Genomic DNA, 16372 nt, shown 5'->3' with positions numbered 1-16372 from the left:
AAGCGGAGGGCTTGGCTGTCGTGCCATGATCATCTTTCCAGGTATGGATTTATATGATAAACAAAATGAGATGTATTAACACCTGCGGATGTTATTTTTTCCGCGGCGCCTTGCAAAAAATGCGCATTGACGTCTAAATGTGATCCCTTTTTTCTGATGCTCTCGCTGCTATGTGCCACCGGTCGATGCTCACTTTCTTGGCTCGCTGCTGTTTAACGGCCGCTTGTTTTCTGCCCTTGTCGAATGCCCACGCGCAGTGGGCCACCATCAACTGGACCATTACCGAAACGCTACTGGCCATTGACGTGCCGCTGAGTGGTACCGCTCAACAAAATGGTTACCATGAGTGGGTGGGGGAGCCAAGGATCCCCGACGGCGTTGCAAATCTTGGCCTGCGATCACAGCCCAACCTCGAGCTCATGGCGCAATCGCCACCGACGCAAACGTTCATTTCGCCGATGTTCGCCAGTTTGACAGAGCGTCTGGAGAGAATTGCCCCGGTCACATCGTTTTCCCCCTATTCACCCGGCACTCATACCTGGCAAGAGATACAAACACTCACCCGTCAGCTAGGTGAGTTGACCGGCCACCGGCTGCAGGCAGCGCAGCTAATTAACGAAACGCATGCGTTGATGGACACGCTTAGCCAACAGCGCCCTGATGCACCGCCGCTGCTGATGGTGCAATTCATGGATGCCCGTCATGTCAGGGTTTTTGGCGACAATAGTCTCTATAATGCCGTGCTTGAACGAATCAATTTGACCAATGCCTGGGATCGGCCCACCAATGCCTGGGGATTTTCACTCGTGGGTATCGAAGCGCTCTACGACTATCCTGAGGCCACGCTGGTCGTTGTCGAGCCGGTGCCGACTGGGGTTGAAGACACTCTGCAGAAAAGTGGTTTATGGCAACATTTACCCAGCGTTAAAAACGCCAATCTATTGCGCTTACCGCCGGTATGGAGTTTTGGCGCGCTGCCTTCTGCTCAGCGTTTTGCTCGTGAGTTGGTTGATGCGCTTGCGTTGCGAAACATTCCACCAGCGAGCGATTGAGTGTCTAGCCCCCGTTTTCATATAAGACTGAGTGCTACCGACGCCACCCCCTGATTGAGTAGCGCTACACTTTAGAGTTCGAACCTTTGGATAAAGAGTACGTGGCCAGCTGTGAGTACTGGTCCTACTACGGCGAATCCCGCAGCGTGATCGGCAGCCTGAAATATAATTGGTTAACCTTTGACGCGTCGCTATAAAGTAGGCTTAACCGACGGGTTTTTTATGCTCTGCTGGGGACACATAATGTGTTGGTAAGCGCTCCATAAAACATTCAATGACCCGCAGGTGGTGATGCGTTTGGACTTGTAGCCTGGGCGGGTCGATGACGTTGCGCAGGTAGTACAGCGAGCGAGGTAGGCTGCCGCCACCTGCCAGGACTCGACAACGCCAACCGGTGTGATGCCGAGCGCCACAGCGCTGTCAGTCGCGCCCTGGTAAAGCGTGACAATGCGCTGTGGAGCAGAAGGAGAAGGCGCGTCACCCGTATCATCACCGGTTAGTTGGGCGTCTTGAATGCCCTGTGCGGCGCAGATATTAACGCTGAGCAATAGGATGCCTAGCAGCCATAGTGGCATGCAGCGGTTTGGTAGGTGGCGCGTCATTCCAGCTTCCTGATGGCCGCGGTTTTCAAGGCCCCATAGGGAGAGAGCAAGCTACGAATAATGGCATGATGCAGAGTCTAATGCAAATCGTTATCAATTGAGGGTTTCTGGGTCACTGTCCGCTATCTTTCTTAAAGCGATGCGGTACCATGCTGCGCCTGGTTAGCTTTCTTTCTATAGGCATTATTGGCATGAACACGACTCCTTTTCAGGCGCTGGCCTGCCCGTTAGACGGTAAGCCGTTAACGCCGTCGGATAGCGCATGGTGCTGCTCGGCGGGGCATAGCTTCGACATGGCAAAGCAAGGCTATGTGAACCTGCTGCCCGTTCAGCAAAAGCGCTCCAGCGATCCTGGCGATAGCAAGGCGATGGTGGCTGCGCGGCGTCGGTTTCTGGAGGCAGGGCACTATCAGCCGATTGCCGAGGCGGTGAGCCGGGCGGTGTTCGACCACGCTGAACAAGGATTACCTCGCGATACATTCAGCTGCCTCGATGCCGGCTGTGGTGATGGCTATTACCTTCGGGAATTAGCCAATGCGGGTTCGAGTGAGACACCGTTGGCGTTAATGGGGTTGGATATTTCCAAATGGGCCGTACAGGCGGCAGCCAAGCAGGACACTAAACAGGCGCCGCAAAGTTGCTGGGTGGTGGGTAGCAATGCCAACCTGCCGGTTCAGAGCAGGGTGCTCGATTGTGTACTTTGCATGTTTGGTTTTCCGGTCTTCCACGAGTTTGCACGCGCGCTCAAACCAGGCGGCCTGCTGATACAGGTGGAGGCGGGGGCGGATCATCTGCGTGAATTGCGCGATATCATCTACCCGACGTTAAAACCTGAGCGGACAAGTGACGTTGAGCCGCCAGCGGGGTTCGCGTCGTTGGGTTCAGAGACGTTGCGCTATACGCTCACGCTTAATGATGCAGAAGCCATTGCCGATTTGCTGGTGATGACGCCGCATTTTTACCGTGCTACCACTGAAGGCCGTGAGAAAGCCGCTGCACTTGGTGAGATAACCATGACGGTGGACGTGCGAGTAGTGCGGTGGGAACGTATTTAAAGGCAATTTTCGCGGAGGCCAAACGCAACAAGGCCCGCATAAGCGGGCCTTGTGGTCCGAACCTCGGAAGGCTCGGGCAAACTGCTAACAGATGTTAGGAAGTTTGCTTAATGTTTGAAGCTTGTAGGCCTTTCTTGCCTTGGGTAACGTCAAAAGAGACGCTAGCGCCTTCTTGCAGAGATTTGAAGCCGTCGGCTTGAATCTCAGAGAAGTGAGCAAAAAGGTCGTCGCCGCCGTCAGAAGGAGCGATGAAACCGAAGCCTTTAGTGTCGTTAAACCATTTAACTGTGCCAGTTGCCATGATGTAGATCCTTTCGCGCAATTGCGCCTTAATTAAGTTCCTGGTATTACCCAGATTTAAGTAGCGGGTGAAACAAGGAATACAATGTCAGGCTGCCGAAATAGATCGTACACTTCTGAAACCATGCTGCTTGCTAACCACTGACGACACAGTGCCATGAATCGATTAAGGTGTCAAAACCTTTCAGGTTTTATTTTTCTGATGCCCATGGTGCCCATCGGTTATTGCCAGCCCATTTTCCACACGCTGTCATCTTTCAAGTGCTGCCAGGGCATGGTCGTTTCTCGGTGGGAGTAGATAGCCTCGACCACAGCGTCCACTACGTTCTCATCCTCATCCCGGATCAGTTGGGTGACAATGAAGTGCTTTTCTTTGTTGAGCGGCTGAACCGCCGTCCATTTGCTATGGTGCAGCTTGTTCGGGTTGATCGTGTTCATTCGTGCTCCTTGTCACCGACCTATCAGGGCAGATATCGCTATGCCACACTGATATAATAATGAGCAGGCTTATAATGTTAACATCTCTAACGTACTCAATCCTGTAAAGGACACCCAATGAAACGCATGTGGAAGATCTATTCTCAGGCGTCGTTGATTTTACGCGTCACTATCGCGCTGGTGCTAGGCGTTGTGGTTGGGCTTGTAGGTGGCGAGACAGTGGCGGCCTGGCTGTCGCCGCTGGGCGATCTGCTGCTGCGGTTGCTGACCTTTCTGATTGTGCCGATTGTGCTGTTTACCTTGATGGTGGGCGTTAACCAGTCCCGCGAGGGCAGCGCTGGCCGCATCGGCGGTAAAGTGCTCGGCTATTACCTGGCGTCTTCGTCGCTTGCGATTATGGTGGGGTTAACCGTCGCGACGCTGTTTAGCCCTGGCAGTGGCATGACGCTGGATGACGATGCCAGCTTCTCAGTGCCGGATAATCCGGGCGTTGTCGATACGCTGCTCAATATCGTGCCGAACAACATTATCGGTGCCTTCTCCGAGCTCAATATGCTGGGGATCATTTTTACGGCGCTGGTATTCGGCATTGCGCTGCTGAAAATGCGCCAGTCAGCACGTCAGCATGCCATGGGTGAGAGGCTGTATGAGCTGATCGAGTCGCTGAACGAGGTCACCTTGAAAGTCATGTCTGGGGTCTTGCATTACGTCCCCATCGGCGTATTTGCGATTGTCGCCGAAACGGTGAGCCGCCAGGGCCTGGAAACGCTGCTCTCATTGGGCGATATGGTCGTTGTACTCTACATCGCGCTGGCGGCTCATCTGTTGATTTACTGCGGCATCATGCGTCTGTTCGGGGTGAAACTGCGTACCTTCTTCCGCGAAGCGCGCACGCCCATGCTTACCGCGTTTGCCACCCAAAGTAGTTCTGGCACCTTACCCATTACGGTCAATGCCGCTCGCCGCTTGGGAATTTCCAGGAGTATTTATGGTTTCAGCCTGCCGTTAGGGGCTACCTTGAATATGGATGGCGCGGCGATTCGTATCGCCATCTCGGCCGTATTTGCCGCCAATGTGATCGGCGCGCCGCTGGACTTTATCAGCATGGTGCAGATTGTGCTGATCGGCACCTTGGTGTCGATCGGCACGGCCGGGGTACCGGGTGCAGGGATCATCATGATTGCCACGGTATTTGCCCAGGTGGGTCTGCCGATTGAAACCGTTGCGCTTTTGACCGCGATCGACGCCCTGGTCGGCATGGGGTGTACGGCGCTCAACGTCACGGGCGACCTGGTCGGTACTTCCGTTATCGCGCGTAGCGAAGGCGAGTCGCTAAGTGAAGAACCGGCTGACGAATCGACAGCAGCGGCGGCAAAGGGGTAGCTTGGAAAACCACGCTAGGTGAGGAGAATCCATGTTGGATGAGCGAGAACAGCGCTACCTGGCACGCGCCGTGGCGCTTGCCGAAGAGGCCCTGAAGGCTGGCGATGAGCCCTTCGGCAGTGTGCTTGTCAGTGGCGATGGCGAGGTACTGGCTGAAGACCGCAACCGTATTGCTGGCGGCGATTCCACCCAGCACCCTGAGTTCGCCCTGGCACGCTGGGCGGCACAGCATATGACGCCAGAAGCGCGAGCCCAGGCCACGGTGTTTACCTCCGGCGAGCATTGCCCGATGTGCGCGGCGGCGCATGGCTGGGTTGGGCTCGGGCGTATCGTCTACGCCAGTTCCTCGGCGCAGTTGGGTGGCTGGTTGGCCGAGCTGGGTGTTGCACCGCCCCCGGTGGCGACGTTGCCGATTCAACAAGTGGTGCCTGGCCTCCCGGTAGAAGGCCCGGTTGCAGGGTGGGATGAAAAAGTACATGCCCTGCATAAGCGACGGCATGGCGGCGCTGCCAGCTAAGCATAAAAAAACCGCCTGAGCGCAGGCTCAGGCGGTTTTGAATTACCTGGGAAAAGCTAGTGTTTCAGTATCACATAAAACGCATGGATGATGCCGGGCACAAAACCAAACAGCGTCAAGATGATGTTAAGCCAGAAATGTCCTTTAAAACCCACCTCAAAGAATACGCCGAGGGGCGGTAAAATGACCGCAAAGATCATTTTGATCGGGTCAGTCGCGGTAAACGCCATGAAGCCTCCTTTGCTTACAGGGTATTGTTGCTTACGTCATTCTCGTCATTGCTTACTGAGCACTTAAGCAGGTACTTAAAAAGTACTTATACAAGAACGATAGCAACCGATCTCATAGTAGCAGTAGCAAAAACGACTACAATTGTAGACACCATTAGCGCTTCTAGCGAGCCTACAAGGCATTGAGACGGGTCGCATAAGAAATCGTTCCGCCTAGTTATACAGCATTGTTATACACACTCTTTTGATGCCCCGGGAGGGACCCCTTTGAAAAGACTCACCACCACCTCGGTTTGCTTGGCGAGCTGCCTGTTAACACCTTCAGTCTGGGCGCAGCCCGATGACACAGAAATGGCAACGCTTGAGGTCACCGCTCCTCGGTTGGCCCGCGAGCTTTACGCAACGCCCGCAGCCGTCTCAACGCTTGAGTCCGACGCCATTGCCCAGGGCCAGCAACGCGTTCGGCTGGATGAATCGCTGGTGCGGGTGCCCGGCGTGTTCTTGCAAAACCGCGATAATTTCGCCCAGGGCCAACGCATTTCAATTCGTGGCTTTGGCGCCCGCGCGCCGTTTGGTGTGCGCGGTATTATAGTCATGGTTGATGGTATCCCTTATACGCTGCCCGACGGACAGGCCCAACTCGATGCAATTGACTTGGACAGCGCTGAGCGTATCGAAGTAATTCGGGGGCCTTCGTCGGTGCTCTATGGCAATGCAGCCGGTGGGGTGATCGATGTGACCACCGCCGATGGTCGCGATAACCCCGGTACGAGTGTGCGCGCCGAAGCAGGCAGCGATGGCTACCGTAAAACGTCCCTGCAAACCGGAGGGAGCCAAGGCGATTGGTCCCACCACGTTAGCCTCTCGGCGCTCAATGTCGATGGCTATCGCGAGCAAAGCTCGACGGAAAAGTACCTGTTGAATGCCAAACTGCGCCGGGAACTGGGCAGCGAGCGGGCGTTAACTGCTATCGTTAACCTATTGGACAACCCGCGCTCGGAGGATCCCGGTGCGTTGAACGCAGATGAAGTGGCAGAAGGCCGTGATCAGGCCGCGCCGAATTCGCTGGCGCTGGATGCAGGGCAAAACGTGGACCAGCAACTGCTGGGCTTACAGTACGAAGACCTGGCCGCTGGCCCTGGTGAGTTTTACCTTAAGGGGTTTATCTCCCAGCGTGATTTTGAACAGCAACTGCCCTATGTCGGCGATAGCCGCATCGGCTACCAGCGTGATTACCTGGGTGCGAGCGCCGAGTACCATCATGAGGTGACGTTGGGCGACCTGCCGCTTAGCTATATCACAGGCGTCGAGGTAGCCCGGCAAGATGACGAGCGCTTTCGCAACGACGTGAATCCCCAGGGCGTCGTCGGCGAGCAGTTGGCTGAAGAAACGCAAACGGCAACCTCGACCGGCGTATTCGCCCAGGGCGACCTGGCGCTGACCGAGCAGTTGACGCTTTCGCTCGGCGCGCGCTTTGACCGGGTTGAGTTAGAGGTGGACGACCGTTACCAGGACGATGGTGATCAGAGCGGCGACCGCAGCTTTGATGAATGGAGCGGCTCGGCGGGGCTAAGCTATCGCTACCGCCCCCAGCATCAGGTCTACGTGAATACCGGCACCGCCTTTGAAACACCGACGTTTTCAGAGTTTGCCAACCCGTCGGGCGGCGGTTTTAACCCATCGGTGTCGCCGCAAAAAGCCTGGAACCGTGAAGTGGGTGCCCGTGGCTATTTGGCGCCGCTGGCGCTGGATTATGACCTGACGCTGTTTTCAGTGCGTGTACGCGATGAGCTGGTGCCTTATGACGAGGGGGATCGCACCTTCTACCAAAACGCCGGTGATACCAATCGCGATGGTATCGAACTGGCGCTGGGCTGGCAGTTTGCCGACCAATGGCGGCTCGATAGCGCCCTGACACTGGCGAGCTATGAGTTTGATCGCTTCTCTACACCCTCAGAGCGCTTTGGCGGTAATCGTATCCCCGGTTTGCCGGAGCAGACCTGGGTTAATCAGCTGACCTGGGAAGGGCGTGATGATCGCTTTGCCACGCTGGAAACCCAGTATACGGGCGACATGGTAGCCGATAACGCCAACGAGACAGAGGTTGACGACTACTGGCTGTTGAACCTGCGCGCGGGCAATGGCTGGCGCCTGGGGGACGATACGCGACTCAACGCTTATGTCGGCGTACGCAACTTGCTTGACGAGGATCACTACGCCAACGTTCGCTTAAATGCCGGCTTCGGCCGCTATTACGAGCCCGCGCCAGGGCGCAGTGTTTATGGTGGGGTAGAAGTTAGCTTTTAATACGCCAGATATTTAGGCAAAAAAACGGGCGGTCCCACAATCGAGGCCGCCCGTTTTGGTTGGTGGATGCGCTAAATTACTCTGGTAGCGCGTAGCCAATTACATAGTCACCCATTTGGGTACCAAAGGTGCCGTGGCCACCGGCCGTTACCACCACGTACTGGCGACCGTCTTCACCGGTGTAGGTCATCGGTGTCGCCTGGCCGCCTGCGGGCAGGCGAGCCTTGAAAAGCTCTTCTCCCGTGGTGATATCGTAACCGCGCAGGTACTGATCCAGCGTGCCGCTCAAAAACGAAACCCCGCCGCCGGTAGTCAGCGGGCCGCCAAGGGCTGGCACGCCTACCTCAAGACCAATCGGCAAGTCGAAGGGCATGCTGTCCCGGGTGGAGCCGTTACGATGTTTCCAGACAACCTCGGCGTCCTGCAGGTCGATACCCGCAACATCCCCCCAGGAAGGCGCTTGGCAGGGCAGTCCAAGCACTGACAGTAGCGGACCCAGCTTGACGGCGTAGGGCGCACCGGCATTGACTTGCAGCCCCTGTTCGCTGGCCGAGCCCTGGCCCTCTTCGACCTCTTCACGCGGTACCAGCGTCGAGACAAAGGCCAGGTACTTGGCGCCGGTAAACAGCGCCTGACGCTCAGGGTCCACCGCGACACCGCCCCAGTTCATCACCCCGACGTTGCCTGGATAGACAATGCTGCCCTCAAGCGACGGCGGCGTGTACTGGCCTTCGTAGCGCAGGGAATTGAACTGAATGCGACACATCATCTGGTCAAACGGTGTGGCGCCCCACATGTCGTGTCCGGTGAGCGGCTCCGGCAGTAGGTTAAGTTCAGAACGCGGCTGCGTCTCAGCAGTCCAGTCGCCTTCAACGGCGCCCAGCGGAGCCGGGACTTCCTCAATCGGCACAATCGGCTCGCCGGTTTCGCGGTTCAACACGTAAAGGCTGCCCTGCTTGGTCGGCTGAACGACCGCTGGCTGGGTGCCGTCCTCGGTGGCGAGATCAATCAGTACCGGCTGGGCGGGGGTGTCCATATCCCAGAGATCGTGGTGAACAAACTGGTAGACCCATTCGACCTGACCCGATTCAAGGTCGAGAGCTACCAGCCCGGCGCTGTAGGTCTCATCGTTGGCGCTGCGGTTGGCACCGTACTGGTCGGGCGTGGCATTGCCCATGGGCAGATAGACCATGCCCAGGTCTTCATCGACGCTGATCGGTGCCCAAACGTTGGGTGAGTTGCGGGTGTAGGTTTCACCGTCGTCCAGCGGCTCGGTGTCGTGAGGGTTGCCGCTGTCCCAGTTCCAGACAAGCTCGCCGGTGTGCACGTCAGAGGCGCGGATTACGCCGGACGGTTCATCGGTGGAGCTGTTATCGGTGACGTGGCCGCCGAGGATAACCAGGTTCTCGGTCACCGTGGCGGGGGAGGTGGAATAGTAGCCGCCGGGATCAAAGTCGCCGATGTTACGCGTCAGGTCGATTTCGCCGCCATCGCCAAATGCTTCGCAGCGCTCGCCGGTCTCCGCATTTAGCGCGATCAGGCGCGCGTCAGCGGTAGGCAGGTAGAGCCTGCGCGGACACATCACGTCAGCGGCACTCGGCATGCTGGGCGTGACGTCATCCCGAGCGTCGCTGCCCATGTTCATGAACAGCAGAAACGCCAGGTCAATATCAAAGGTATCGCGATCGAATAGTTCAGCCGTCTGGCGGGTGCCATCCGTCGTGTTGGCGCCAGTCTCGCGGGTGTCGTCGCTATCTGCATAGCTGCCGGCATCGTAATAGGCGAGGCCGCGGCAGGTCATATGTGCCCAGCCGGAGAAATCCTCTGCACCCATGGTGCTGATCTCCGGGTCGAAGGACCAGTTGGTCTCGCCGGTTTCCGGGTCCAATGACATCGCGCGACTGTGCGAGGTGCAGATGTAAAGGCTATCGTTTACCTTGAGCGGCGTGTTCTGGTTGGTGATTTCCGGCGGTGCGTTAGGGCCTGCTTCGTCGCCGGTCTGGATGCGCCAGACTTCTTCCAGTTCGCCGATGTTGTCCGGCGTTATCTGAGCAAGGCTTGAATAGTGCGTGCCCGCGTTGGTGCCGCCATAGGCGGGCCAGTCGTCACCGGCCACCTGAGCTGGGTTGACGGTCTCCTGATGGTCGCTGCGCTGGGTATCGATGGTGCCTTCGACGGTTGCCGGATCGTCAAGCTGACTGACCAAGGCGACGCCAATCGAAGCGATAATGGCGAGTCCAAGCGCTACGCTGCCGCCGCGCGAGTTGAGGGGTTTGCGCCACCACGGCAGGAGCAGCACAATGCCGATCAAACAGGGAATGGCCACCCGGGGGACAAGTTGCCACCAGTCCAGGCCGACTTCCCACAGTGCCCACGCCAAGGTGGCGAATAAAATTAGCGCGTAGAGCCACAAAGCGGCTCCCCTGCGAAGGGCGAGCAGTACGCCGCTTGCGATAATGGCCACGCCCGCTATCAAGTAATACGCGCTGCCTCCAAGGCTAAGTAACTTTCCGCCGCCAATCGCCAAGGCGAGGCCCGCGATGATAAGCAGTAGGCCAAGTAAAAGAGCGGGCCATTTTGCCCGCTTGCGGTCTTCCATGAAGGTTCCCCTTTTTATGAATCCTGGATCGCCTTGCGACCCCCGTGAGCAATCATTGAGGCGTCATATGCTTAACGCGCTAACTATTTTAAGAGTCAATACACCAATGGTCTAACGATTTTGCGTGTTTCTCAATGATGTGAGCGGTTAGGTAAAAGAAAAAGCCGCGCTGGAAGGCCAGCGCGGCTTAAAAATACAAGAGGGAGGGCGTTCAGTGCGGCATCAGTCCAGCTTGACCAGCATCTTGCCGGTATTGCCGCCATCGAACAGCGCCAGGAAGGCATCGGGGGTGTTTTCCAGTCCTTCTTTGACGGTTTCTTTATAGTCGAGCTTACCGGCGACTACCTGGGGAGCCACTTCCTTGAGGAAGTCTGGGTAATGTTGCCAATGATCGGTCACGATAAAGCCCTGCATTTTCGCCTTGCGCACCACAAGCTGGGCCAGATTGCTGGGGCCGGGGGTGGGAGTTTTGGCGTTGTAGCTGTCAATCATGCCGCAGACCGCAATCCGAGCCCCCTCGTTTAGCTGGCTTAAAGCCGCTTCCAGGCAGATGCCACCGACGTTTTCAAACACCACGTCAATGCCTTTCGGGCTGGCCAGTTGGATGGCATCGCCAAGCTCTTGAGCGCTTCGGTCGCGGTAGCTCACGGGTTCGACATGCAGCGATTCCAGCCAGGCCAGTTTGTTGGCAGCACCCGCGATACCCACCACGTGACAACCTTTGGCTTTCGCCAACTGGACCGCCAATGAACCAACGGCACCGCTGGCGGCACTGACCAGGACGTTATCGCCAGGCTGACAGTTGGAAATGCGGTTAAGCCCCGTCCAGGCGGTCATGCCTGGCATTCCCAGGACGCCTAGATAAGCCTGCTCAGCCACGCCGAAATCCGGCAGCGTTTGAACGCCTTCAGAAGAAATCTGCGCAATATCGCGCCAGCCGCCCATATGGCCGACCAGGTCGCCTTCTTTCAGGCGCTCGTCTCGTGAGGCAATGACCTCGCCAACGGCGCCGCCTTCCATGGGTTTGCCCAGCTCAAACGGTGGCACATAAGTATGCAGGCCGGTCATTCGGCCGCGCATGTAAGGGTCTACTGAAAGCCAGTGGTTGCGGATGCGGACTTCGCCGGGGGCGAGCTCCGGGAGCGTTTGGGTTTCCAGTTGAAAGAGTTCGCGTTCGGGGCGGCCTTCCGGATAACGGCTTAGCGTAAAAAAGCGAGACTGCATGGTGCCTCCTGCGACTGCGTTTTGAAAAACGTTCCGTGCAAGGGTCGTTGCGTTTCATCGAGGCCGTAAGTGAAACCTCAACAGACCCTATTTAAAGACCGTTAGCGTGCTTTAGAGTTTCGTCGCAAATCGTGGCAAAAGACGCACAAAAAAACAACGGGCGCTGAGCGCCCGTTGTTGGAAATGCAGTAGGTAGTGGTAAGGCGTTGCTAGTTCAACAACGTCACCATCACCGGTGCTACGCCGCGCTTCAGCATGCCCAATTCACGCGCTGCGCTTTTGGACAGGTCTATGATGCGTCCTTGAACGTAAGGACCGCGGTCATTAATCATAACTTCAACTTCTTGCCCGGTATCAGGGCGCTTTACCAGCACCTTGCTTCCAAAGGGAAGGCTTGGGTGAGCGGCCGTCAACGCCTGTTGATCAAAGGCGTCACCACTGGCAGTGGTCGCTCCTTGAAAGCGATCACTGTAAAAAGACGCAACGCCTTTCTGAATGTCTGTTGATGTATCGTGGGCCAGAGCGTTATTCACTGCCGTGGTGAATAGAGCTATGGCGAAGCAAAAGGTAATAAAGGTCTGTTTGATAGCTCCCATAGGAGTACCTCAGTGTGTCGTGTCGCGGGTTCCGCATCCATCGATGAGGTGCCAACTTGGCTACTTGATAGTAACGCTGCACAGTATTCTGGGCAAGCTTTTAGACGATCGGCGCTATTGGCCTCATGTTGGCCTCTATTGCCTATAATATTTGGCGCCTTTTAATTCAGCGGCTTACCCAATGCCGTTGGTAACATCGTGGCTATAAAAAAAGCGAAACCCGATGAGGCTGGCGACCCAATTGCAGCGAATATGCGCTTATAATGCCGGTTTCAACCCGATTATATCTGCCACAAGATCAAGGATTGCTCATGGCTAAATCTTCTCCGTTTGGTTATCTGCTTGTCGCCGTTGGCGGCGGTGTCATCGGCTTTTTAGCGGCACAGTCCATTACGCCCAATATCCCGTCCGAGCCAGCACATGAGTCCCAAACCGACCAGGACACTGCTGAGCCGAGCCGTTTGGCAGGTCTAGAGCGTGCTACCTTGGGTGAGCGCTTGAGGGGGGAGGTGACCTCTGAGAGCGCGCTGAACGGCAACGATGGCAGCCGTTTCGAGCGCTATGTCATCGCTCTGGACGAAGATGATTTGGTTGAGGTGTCGCTTGATGGAGCCCTGCAAGGCGTGGTGGCTATTTATGATGACCAGCTTCAACTGTTGGATAGCGCCGAGGTATTGCGCCAGCGCATCGATCAAAGCGGCGATTATATGCTGGTGGTCAGTGGGGCAGACGCTCAAAGCTATGGGCCTTTTACCCTTGAAAGCCGTCGCCTTGAGCTTAGCGATACGGACACCTTGGCGTTGGATACGCCTCTGGATAGCTGGCTGCAGAGCGATGAGCGTGAATATACGTTCACGGTTGAAGAGGCGGGCATGTACGACATTGACATGCGTTCCGATGAATTCGACGCCTACCTGGTGCTGGAAGGGCCCAATGGCTACTACCGTGAGGATGACGATAGCGCGGGTAACCTGAATGCGCGTATCGCCGATTTTCTAGCGCCCGGCGAATATCAATTGACAGCGCGTTCGGCCTACGGCGACGGCGAAGGTGTTTTTACCTTGGCGCTGACGCCCCGGGAGTTGCCTAGCGACACCCAACTGCGTAATGCGGGTGAGTTGACGCCGGGCGAGTCACTCAATGGCTGGTACAGCGGTGAGTCGTTGACCTATGAGCTAACGCTCGATGAGACATCCAGCGTCACGCTCGACATGCGTTCCAGCGATTTCGATACGTATTTGGAAGTTGAGGGCAACGGCGTTTCGTTAAGCGATGATGACGGTGCAGGCGGCACGGATTCGCGAATAACCGAGCAACTGCTACCCGGTACCTACACGGTCACCGCCCGGGGCTATAGTAATACCGCCAGTGGTTTATTTGAGCTTAGTACTCGCGCCGAACCAAGCGAAGGAGAGCCTCAGTTGTAAGCAGGAAGCGGGAAGCAGGAATAGACCTATAGGTAATAGCTTAAAAGCCGCCTTGCCAGGCGGCTTTTAAGTTCAAAGAGCTAACCAGGATGCCTGGCTATCCAGATGCCTGGCATTAACGGCCAGCTTTCAGACACCCCACTACCACCAGGGCGCCAGCAACCGGCAGACGCCAGTCCAGCGTGCTCATTCCCGCTAATACCAGCAGCAGCGCCGCTAAAATGGGCACGCCATAGGCGAGGCTGCCGACCAGGCTGGTATGCCCCCAGCGCAGCGCTTTATCCCAAGCCACCATTGCGATGCCGTAAGGGCCAAGGCCCAGCGCCATGCCGGTTAGCACTGCGTCGCTGCTGGGTAATGCAATTTGTCCTTCGAGTAGTGCACTCGCGGCCGCGGCCATCACACAGGCAATCAGCAATAAACGCGGCAGCAACGGTGTTAGCGGTACCGGAGCCACTTGGCTCAGCCAGGAATAAAGTGCCCAGCAGCAGGCCGCGAGAAGTGCCAGTGCGTAACCGGTGATCGCTGTGTCGCCACCGCCACCAGACGCCTGGGGGATCAGCAGCAGGGCCGCACCGGAAAAGGCAATCAGCGCACCGACCAGTCCGCCCATCCGCAAACGACCAAACCGGCTCCACTGGCTGAGCAGAACGAATAGCACCGGCCAGGTATAGGTGATCAATGCTGCTTCAGCCGCTGGGGCCAGCCGCATGCCGATAAAATACGTGCTGACGGCGCCAATGATCAGCAACGGAATACCCAGCCAAATGCTTAGCTGCCAAGCGTGGCCACAGGCGGCGACGTTAACCCGTCGACTCAACGGAAGTGTTGCCAATGCGCCTGCTAACAGCGTCAGTGCCGTGAGCTGAAGCGGCGGCGTGGCGCGGGCATAATCAGCCAGAATGGGGGCGGCACTCCAAAGCATCACGGCCACCAGTGCCGCGCCAACACTGTAGCTACGTGGAAATACAACGAGTGGATTGACGGAATGCATGGGCGGTCTCCTGACTTGCCTTGAAGTGACCTGCACAGCATACTCATTGGTAAAACATCACAATATCGATCTTTTATGATCGTTTATATCAAGGAATATGATGTATGAGGGCGCCAACGCTGGACCTGACGTTACTACGCACGCTAGTGGCAATTGCCGACACCGGCAGCGTGACGGCTGCCGCAAAGCGCCTGGCCTATACCCAGTCGACCGTCAGCATGCAGCTTCAGCGTCTGGAAACCCAACTGGCGCTGACCCTTCACGAGCGGGAAGGGCGGAAACTTCGCTTTACCCCGGATGGGGAGCGGTTACTTAACCACGCCCGCCGCTTGTTGATACTCAATGACGAGGCCTGGAGCGACATGCAGGCGCGCCAGGTGAGCGGTGAACTGACCCTGGGCATCCCGGAAGACTACGCATCGCTATTGCCTTCCGTGTTTGCCTACTTTCACCAGCTATACCCAGGTGTGGGGCTTCAGGTCAGGTGCGGTACCAGTGGTGACCTGATCGAGCGCGTAAAACGTGCCGAGCTGGACCTGGCGCTGGTGACCCGGCAGCGTAATTCGCCAGGCGGCGAGATCATTCGGCGCGAGCCCTTGATATGGGCGGTAGGCGTCAATCAGCAGCCATCGTTAACTGACCCGCTACCATTGGCGCTGTATTCCCCCGGCGCGGATGTGTTTCGTGAAATAGCCGAACAGGCGCTGCAAAACGCTGGGCGTGACTGGCGTGTCGCCTATACCAGCCAATCCATGGCCGGGCTGGCGCCTATCGTGACCGCCGGGTTGGCGGTGGTGGTGGTAACGCGGAGCATGCTGACGCCGCTTTTAAGGCCACTTGACGAAGCCAGTGGCCTGCCGTCGCTGCCGATGATCGAGCTGGCGCTCCACCGCGCACCGCATCGCCCGTCGGAACCCGCACGCCGGCTGGGTGAACTGATCCGCGAGCAGTTGGCCGCACCGGTTGATGCCTGGGTGCCATGAGGGCAAGCGTTGACGGTGACAGTTGGCTTTATCAGCGAAGTTGCCAAGAACTCGCTAAACTAAGCGCACATAAGCGAATTCTGGGCGGTTGTAGAGGAGCACAGCATGCACGAGTTAGACCACTATATTTACCCTCACCGGGTCCTCCACTGGCTGGTCGCGGGGGCGGCACTACTCTCGCTGGCGAGTGGTTTGACGCTGGGCTTTTTGGGCTTTGAGCGGACGGTAGCGCTGATCGGCACGGGGTTTACAAACCTGCTGTATACCAGTCATAAAACGCTGGGTGTGACCATACTGCTGCTGATGACACTACGTATCATCACCCGGATTGCGTTCGTGGTGCCCGACCACGACCCGCCCTTGAACGGTTTCGAGCGTGTTGTCAGCACCAGCGTGCATCATTTGCTCTATGCGGCCTTGATCGCGATGCCGCTATTGGGGTGGGCTGCCACCGCCAGCGGCGGTTTCCCGGTAGAGTTCTTTCATTGGCATCTGCCTGGACTCATTGGCGAGCGTCCAGCGCTTTCTGAGCGGCTCTTTACCTGGCATGGTTGGCTCGGCTGGGCCATTGTGGTGCTTGTAACCCTACATGTATTGGGCGCGCTTTATCACTGGCGCATCAAGCGCGACAACGTGATGACCCGTATGAGCCTGTTTGACTAGGC

16 protein-coding genes are annotated in these 16372 nt (G+C 57.1%); 8 read left to right on the top strand and 8 right to left on the bottom strand.

All coding sequences use genetic code 11. The features are described 5' to 3' along the window. Positions 1-185 precede the first annotated feature (185 nt). Positions 186-1052, top strand: coding sequence for an ABC transporter substrate-binding protein (locus HXW73_RS13140; protein ID WP_186253523.1), 867 nt, complete (start codon positions 186-188; stop codon positions 1050-1052). Positions 1053-1243: 191 nt separating this feature from the next. On the opposite strand, the gene HXW73_RS18055 is transcribed toward HXW73_RS13140, so the two are convergent. Continuing rightward, on the bottom strand, positions 1244-1654 hold the full coding sequence (locus HXW73_RS18055) for a hypothetical protein (RefSeq protein ID WP_186256074.1): 411 nt from the start codon (positions 1652-1654) through the stop codon (positions 1244-1246). Between the two features lie 191 nt (positions 1655-1845). On the opposite strand from HXW73_RS18055, the gene HXW73_RS13130 reads away from it, so the two are divergent. Then, positions 1846-2709 (top strand): putative RNA methyltransferase, encoded by an 864-nt coding sequence (locus HXW73_RS13130; protein ID WP_186253522.1) that lies wholly within the window; start codon positions 1846-1848, stop codon positions 2707-2709. Positions 2710-2803: 94 nt separating this feature from the next. On the opposite strand, the gene HXW73_RS13125 is transcribed toward HXW73_RS13130, so the two are convergent. Together HXW73_RS13125 and HXW73_RS13120 are read right to left on the bottom strand one after the other, a co-directional pair. Then, on the bottom strand, positions 2804-3010 hold the full coding sequence (locus HXW73_RS13125) for a cold-shock protein (RefSeq protein ID WP_027336479.1): 207 nt from the start codon (positions 3008-3010) through the stop codon (positions 2804-2806). A gap of 221 nt (positions 3011-3231) precedes the next feature. Next, entirely contained in the window at positions 3232-3447 is a 216-nt protein-coding gene (locus tag HXW73_RS13120; RefSeq protein ID WP_186253521.1) for a TIGR02450 family Trp-rich protein, read from the bottom strand. A gap of 117 nt (positions 3448-3564) precedes the next feature. Here HXW73_RS13120 and HXW73_RS13115 point away from each other — a divergent pair, with 117 nt between their 5' ends. Both HXW73_RS13115 and HXW73_RS13110 read left to right on the top strand, forming a co-directional pair. Further along, complete coding sequence (locus HXW73_RS13115; RefSeq protein WP_186253520.1) at positions 3565-4830, top strand: dicarboxylate/amino acid:cation symporter; 1266 nt, start codon at positions 3565-3567, stop codon at positions 4828-4830. Positions 4831-4861: 31 nt separating this feature from the next. Further along, the gene (locus tag HXW73_RS13110) at positions 4862-5347 is read left to right on the top strand and encodes a nucleoside deaminase (protein ID WP_186253519.1); all 486 of its coding nucleotides are present in this window, start codon (positions 4862-4864) and stop codon (positions 5345-5347) included. Between the two features lie 56 nt (positions 5348-5403). Here the strand turns inward: HXW73_RS13110 and HXW73_RS13105 are convergent, their stop codons facing one another. After that, positions 5404-5577 (bottom strand): YqaE/Pmp3 family membrane protein, encoded by a 174-nt coding sequence (locus tag HXW73_RS13105; RefSeq protein ID WP_009722289.1) that lies wholly within the window; start codon positions 5575-5577, stop codon positions 5404-5406. 267 nt (positions 5578-5844) lie between these two features. Here HXW73_RS13105 and HXW73_RS13100 point away from each other — a divergent pair, with 267 nt between their 5' ends. Then, entirely contained in the window at positions 5845-7884 is a 2040-nt protein-coding gene (locus tag HXW73_RS13100) for a TonB-dependent receptor family protein (protein WP_186253518.1), read from the top strand. A 76-nt stretch (positions 7885-7960) separates the two neighbouring features. Here HXW73_RS13100 and HXW73_RS13095 read toward each other — a convergent pair whose 3' ends face one another. The 3 genes from HXW73_RS13095 to HXW73_RS13085 all read right to left on the bottom strand — a co-directional run bounded on the left by HXW73_RS13095 (position 7961) and on the right by HXW73_RS13085 (position 12303). After that, positions 7961-10483, bottom strand: coding sequence for a membrane-bound PQQ-dependent dehydrogenase, glucose/quinate/shikimate family (locus HXW73_RS13095; RefSeq protein ID WP_186253517.1), 2523 nt, complete (start codon positions 10481-10483; stop codon positions 7961-7963). Between the two features lie 222 nt (positions 10484-10705). Then, the gene (locus tag HXW73_RS13090) at positions 10706-11707 is read right to left on the bottom strand and encodes an NADP-dependent oxidoreductase (protein ID WP_186253516.1); all 1002 of its coding nucleotides are present in this window, start codon (positions 11705-11707) and stop codon (positions 10706-10708) included. Between the two features lie 209 nt (positions 11708-11916). Further along, entirely contained in the window at positions 11917-12303 is a 387-nt protein-coding gene (locus HXW73_RS13085) for a septal ring lytic transglycosylase RlpA family protein (protein ID WP_186253515.1), read from the bottom strand. A gap of 311 nt (positions 12304-12614) precedes the next feature. Here HXW73_RS13085 and HXW73_RS13080 point away from each other — a divergent pair, with 311 nt between their 5' ends. Next, positions 12615-13730 carry a hypothetical protein gene (locus HXW73_RS13080; RefSeq protein WP_186253514.1) on the top strand — a complete coding sequence of 372 codons (1116 nt, stop codon included), beginning with the start codon at positions 12615-12617 and terminating at the stop codon, positions 13728-13730. Positions 13731-13845: 115 nt separating this feature from the next. On the opposite strand, the gene HXW73_RS13075 is transcribed toward HXW73_RS13080, so the two are convergent. Further along, entirely contained in the window at positions 13846-14724 is an 879-nt protein-coding gene (locus HXW73_RS13075; protein WP_186253513.1) for a DMT family transporter, read from the bottom strand. A gap of 104 nt (positions 14725-14828) precedes the next feature. Between HXW73_RS13075 and HXW73_RS13070 the strand changes: the two genes are divergently transcribed. Together HXW73_RS13070 and HXW73_RS13065 are read left to right on the top strand one after the other, a co-directional pair. Further along, positions 14829-15707 carry a LysR substrate-binding domain-containing protein gene (locus tag HXW73_RS13070; protein ID WP_186253512.1) on the top strand — a complete coding sequence of 293 codons (879 nt, stop codon included), beginning with the start codon at positions 14829-14831 and terminating at the stop codon, positions 15705-15707. Positions 15708-15812: 105 nt separating this feature from the next. After that, a complete protein-coding gene (locus tag HXW73_RS13065) occupies positions 15813-16370 on the top strand; it encodes a cytochrome b (RefSeq protein WP_186253511.1) in 558 nt (185 codons plus the stop codon). Positions 16371-16372: the final 2 nt, after the last annotated feature.

This window comes from Halomonas sp. SH5A2 (assembly GCF_014263395.1).
In the GTDB taxonomy this organism is placed as follows: domain Bacteria; phylum Pseudomonadota; class Gammaproteobacteria; order Pseudomonadales; family Halomonadaceae; genus Vreelandella.
Note: the sequence above shows the minus strand (reverse complement) of the source record. Positions and strands in the feature narration are given on the sequence as shown.

Excerpts from the sequence above, each read along its gene's own strand:
- HXW73_RS13140 (WP_186253523.1), top strand. The coding sequence starts at position 186 with ATGCTCACTTTCTTGGCTCGCTGCTGTTTAACGGCCGCTTGTTTTCTG.
- HXW73_RS18055 (WP_186256074.1), bottom strand. The coding sequence starts at position 1,654 with ATGACGCGCCACCTACCAAACCGCTGCATGCCACTATGGCTGCTAGGC.
- HXW73_RS13130 (WP_186253522.1), top strand. The coding sequence starts at position 1,846 with ATGAACACGACTCCTTTTCAGGCGCTGGCCTGCCCGTTAGACGGTAAG.
- HXW73_RS13125 (WP_027336479.1), bottom strand. The coding sequence starts at position 3,010 with ATGGCAACTGGCACAGTTAAATGGTTTAACGACACTAAAGGCTTCGGT.
- HXW73_RS13120 (WP_186253521.1), bottom strand. The coding sequence starts at position 3,447 with ATGAACACGATCAACCCGAACAAGCTGCACCATAGCAAATGGACGGCG.
- HXW73_RS13115 (WP_186253520.1), top strand. The coding sequence starts at position 3,565 with ATGAAACGCATGTGGAAGATCTATTCTCAGGCGTCGTTGATTTTACGC.
- HXW73_RS13110 (WP_186253519.1), top strand. The coding sequence starts at position 4,862 with ATGTTGGATGAGCGAGAACAGCGCTACCTGGCACGCGCCGTGGCGCTT.
- HXW73_RS13105 (WP_009722289.1), bottom strand. The coding sequence starts at position 5,577 with ATGGCGTTTACCGCGACTGACCCGATCAAAATGATCTTTGCGGTCATT.
- HXW73_RS13095 (WP_186253517.1), bottom strand. The coding sequence starts at position 10,483 with ATGGAAGACCGCAAGCGGGCAAAATGGCCCGCTCTTTTACTTGGCCTA.
- HXW73_RS13090 (WP_186253516.1), bottom strand. The coding sequence starts at position 11,707 with ATGCAGTCTCGCTTTTTTACGCTAAGCCGTTATCCGGAAGGCCGCCCC.
- HXW73_RS13085 (WP_186253515.1), bottom strand. The coding sequence starts at position 12,303 with ATGGGAGCTATCAAACAGACCTTTATTACCTTTTGCTTCGCCATAGCT.
- HXW73_RS13080 (WP_186253514.1), top strand. The coding sequence starts at position 12,615 with ATGGCTAAATCTTCTCCGTTTGGTTATCTGCTTGTCGCCGTTGGCGGC.
- HXW73_RS13075 (WP_186253513.1), bottom strand. The coding sequence starts at position 14,724 with ATGCATTCCGTCAATCCACTCGTTGTATTTCCACGTAGCTACAGTGTT.
- HXW73_RS13070 (WP_186253512.1), top strand. The coding sequence starts at position 14,829 with ATGAGGGCGCCAACGCTGGACCTGACGTTACTACGCACGCTAGTGGCA.
- HXW73_RS13065 (WP_186253511.1), top strand. The coding sequence starts at position 15,813 with ATGCACGAGTTAGACCACTATATTTACCCTCACCGGGTCCTCCACTGG.